Annotated in this window: 3 protein-coding genes; all 3 read left to right on the plus strand. The window is 64.6% G+C overall.

What is annotated here, in order from left to right; all coding sequences use genetic code 11:
- The first annotated feature begins 312 nt into the window (after nucleotides 1-312).
- Nucleotides 313-1,302, plus strand: coding sequence for a TIM barrel protein (locus tag EN879_RS27115; RefSeq protein ID WP_063170351.1), 990 nt, complete (start codon nucleotides 313-315; stop codon nucleotides 1,300-1,302).
- Nucleotides 1,303-1,343: 41 nt separating this feature from the next.
- On the plus strand, nucleotides 1,344-2,396 hold the full coding sequence (locus EN879_RS27120) for a substrate-binding domain-containing protein (RefSeq protein ID WP_024502965.1): 1,053 nt from the start codon (nucleotides 1,344-1,346) through the stop codon (nucleotides 2,394-2,396).
- Between the two features lie 68 nt (nucleotides 2,397-2,464).
- Nucleotides 2,465-3,814, plus strand: a 1,350-nt coding sequence (locus EN879_RS27125; RefSeq protein WP_164774599.1) for a sugar ABC transporter ATP-binding protein, incomplete at its 3' end; no start/stop codon positions are given.

Consider the following 3,814-nt stretch of genomic DNA (forward strand, 5'->3'; position numbering starts at 1 on the left):
TCCCTGCGCGGTCGTGTGACGGTGCCTTTGGCCGGTCAATCGTTGGGCTCTTTTTCGCCGGTGCACTAGCCGCGACGGCGCGTCCTGCCGGGCGATCTCGCACATGGAGCACCTCGAACTCGACGGCTTCGTCGCACGCTCTCGGTCAGTGATCCCACCGTTCTGACGGATTGTCCGGCGACGCCGCTGGGAAACCTGCGCCTTCGCGCGGCTCAGCCCCGGCCGTCGACACAGCTCACCGCCCGCCCCTCAAAACAATAACTTTACAAATATTTGTATTTATGTGAAGTCATGACGATTGAAGGATCGACCATGACAGCCACTCGTTTCGCCACGCGCCTGAATTCCTTTGCCTCGCGGCCGCAGGCCGAATGGCCTGATCTTACCGGCAAGCCGTCGCTGCTGCAGATGGCGGCGCGCGCCGCCAAGGTCGGCGGGCTTACCGATCTCGACCTCAACTTTCCCGACCATGTCAGTGAAAAGCCTGCGGAAATCGCCCTCAAACTCGGCGATCTCGGGCTTTCCATCAATGGCTTTGCCATGCGCTACTACTCCAACCCCGCCTTCAAGCTCGGCGCATTCACCAATCCGGATCCGGCGGTGCGCCGCGAGGCCATCGACCTGACCAAAGCCGGCATCGATGCCGTGCGTGAGGCCGGCGCCAGCCTGATGACGCTGTGGCTCGGCCAGGATGGCTTCGACTACGCCTTCCAGGCCGACTATGTGACGCTTTGGCAACACGAAATCGATGGGATTCGTGAAGTAGCCGCGCATGATCCCGACTGTCAGATCAGCCTTGAGTACAAACCGAACGAACCACGCTCCTACAGCCTGATGCCGGATGCGGCGACGACCTTGCTGGCGATCCGCGATGTCGGCCTGCCCAATCTGGGCGTCACCCTCGATTTCGCCCATGTGCTCTATGCCGACGAACAGCCGGCCTTTGCCGCGGCCCTGGTGGCGCGCCACAGCAAGCTGCTCGGCGTGCATCTGAACGACGGCTACGCCAAGCGCGACGACGGCCTGATGGTCGGCGCGGTGCACACGCTGCAGACCATCGAGTTGCTCAGGCAGATTCGCCGCGACGGTTACGCCGGCGCCATCTATTTCGACACGTTCCCCGACATGACCGGGCTCGATCCGGTGCGCGAGTGCGAAGTCAACATCGCCACCGTCAAGCGCATGCTGCGCGTCGTCGACCGGCTGGGGCAGGACAATCGCCTGTCCGCCGCCATGGACAGCCAGGATGCGGTGACGTCGCAGGCCATCATCCAGGAAATCATGCTCGGGCCGGATAGCTGAGGCATGCGCACCATTATCGTTTTCAACAAGGGAGGAATACAATGAAACTTCTGCTTGCCACGGCTACCGCCGCACTGATGGCGCTGTCGATCGGCTCTGCCTTTTCGGCCGACCTCGCGCCGCTCAATTCCGACACGGAAAAGGACCGCATCGACTGGTCGCAGGTCGAGGCCAAATTCGGCGCGTTCCCCAAGCTGCCCGAAGGCACCAAGGCAGGCGCCGTCTCCAAGACGCTGACCAATGAATACTGGCGCTCGCTGGGCGAGGGCTACACGGCATTCGGCGCCAAGGTCGGCGTTCCCGTCGTCTATCAGGCAGCGCAAAGCGAGGGCGACCAGCTCGGCCAGCTCACCATCGCCGAAGGCCTGGTGACGCAGGGCTACAACGTGCTGCTCGTCTCGCCGCAGACGGATGCCAATCTGCAGCCGATCATGGAGCAAGCCAAGGCCGCCAACGTGCCGGTGGTCAACGTCAATGACGCCGTGATCCCGCAGGCCGAACATTATGTCGGCAATGTCCAGCGCGACAATGGCGTGCGCGTCGCCAAATGGTTCATCAAGAACCGTCCGGATGGCGGCAAGGTCGCCATCGTCGAAGGCCAGGCTGGCGTCTATGCCGCCGTGCAGCGCACCGACGGCTTCAAGTCGACCATCACCGAGGCAGGCAAGTTCGAGGTCGTCGCCAGCGTTCCCGGCAACTGGGACCGCCAGACCTCCTATGATGCGGCCACCAACATCCTGCAGCAGCACCCCGACCTGATCGGCTTTTATGCCAACAATGACGGCATGGCGCTCGGCATCGTCGAGGCAGTCAAGGCCGCCGGCCTGCAGGACAAGGTTGCGGTCTTCGGCACCGACGGCATTTCCGACGCCTATGCCTCCATACGGGCCGGCGAACTGACCGGCACGGTCGACAGTTTCCCGGTGCTGACCGGCGAAGTGGCGTTGGAAACTGCTCTGCGTCTCGTCGCGGGACAGAAGCTGCCCCGCGTCGTCGCCACGCCCCAGGCACTGATCACCAAGGACAATGCCGACCGCTATTCCGGCGCCGGCGCGCGCAAGGCACTGCTCGAGGACGCGGCTGCGGGCCAGTAAGGCCAATCGGCGAGTGCCGGCCAGAGCAATTCGCTCCCGCCGGCACCGTTGCCCGGAGATAGAACCCAATGTCACCCCGGCTGCAATTCCAGGGCATTTCCAAGCTGTTTCCGGCCGTGCGGGCGCTTGACGGCGTGTCGTTCTCGGTAGGTGCCGGTGAAATCCACGGCCTGCTCGGCGAAAATGGCGCCGGCAAGTCGACGCTGCTGCGCATCCTGTCTGGCGTCCACACGCCGACAGCGGGAAGCGTCCTCATCGACGGCAAGCCGGTTACACTCGCCAACCCGGTCGCCGCACGCGCTGCGGGCGTCGCCATGATCCATCAGGAATTGCAGCAGGTACCACGCCTTAGCGTCGCCCAGAACATGTTCCTAGGCCATCCGCTGACGCGCGGCGCCATCTTCGTCGCCCGGCGCGAACAGGAGCGCCGTGCTGCGGAGGCTCTTGCGGCCATCGATCCCTCCATCGATCCGGCTGCACCCCTCGGTACCCTGAAGGTGGCGCAGCGGCAGATTGTCGAGATCGCCCGCGCGCTGCTCGATCGCGCCCGCATCGTTGCCATGGACGAGCCGACATCGAGCCTGACGCCGAGCGAATTCGAACGGCTGGCGCAAGTCATCACCGGCCTCGCCCGCGACGGCGTCGCCGTCGTCTATGTCTCGCACAAGCTGGACGAGGTGTTCGGCATCTGCCGGCGCGCCACCATCATGCGCGATGGCGTCGTCGTCGATTCCGTCGATCTGAACGACCTGTCGGAGAAAGCGGTCGTGGCGATGATGGTCGGCCGCGAACTGGCGCAGGAGCAGCATAATTCCCATGCCACGAACAAGGTCATGCTGAGCGCGCGTGGCCTCTCCTCGGCGACGAAGGTGCGCAACGTGTCGTTCGATCTGCATCGCGGCGAGGTGCTGGGCATTGCCGGCCTGGTCGGTTCCGGCCGCACTGAACTGCTGCGGCTCTTGGCCGGCGCCGATCGCGCCACGGCCGGGACGATTGCAATCGACGGCAAGGCGGCACGGTTCTTCAGCCCGCGTGACGCGATTGCCGCCGGCGTCGGACTGGTGCCGGAGGAGCGCAAACGCGAAGGCATCGTGCCGCTGCGCTCGATCACCAGCAATATGGCGCTGGCCTCGATGGCCGTGTTCGCGCCGCGCGGCCTCATCGATCACGCCAGGTTGAAACAGGTGGCGGCCGAGAAGATGAGCCGCGTCAATCTGCGCCCATTCCTGCTCGACCGGCCGATCCGCCTGTTCAGCGGCGGCAACCAGCAGAAGGCGATCATCGGCCGCTGGCTGGCGGCGGGAACACGCATCCTCTTGTTCGACGAGCCGACGCGCGGCATCGATGTCGGCGCCAAGGCGGAGATCTATCATCTGATCGAGGAACTCGCCGCCGAGGGCCATGCGGTGGTCGTCGTC

Origin of the sequence: Mesorhizobium sp. M7A.F.Ca.AU.002.02.1.1, from assembly GCF_003998535.1 — a bacterium.
Classification (GTDB): Bacteria; Pseudomonadota; Alphaproteobacteria; order Rhizobiales; family Rhizobiaceae; genus Mesorhizobium; species Mesorhizobium ciceri.

Coding starts and splice junctions, on each gene's coding strand:
- EN879_RS27115 (WP_063170351.1), top strand. CDS start 313: ATGACAGCCACTCGTTTCGCCACGCGCCTGAATTCCTTTGCCTCGCGG.
- EN879_RS27120 (WP_024502965.1), top strand. CDS start 1,344: ATGAAACTTCTGCTTGCCACGGCTACCGCCGCACTGATGGCGCTGTCG.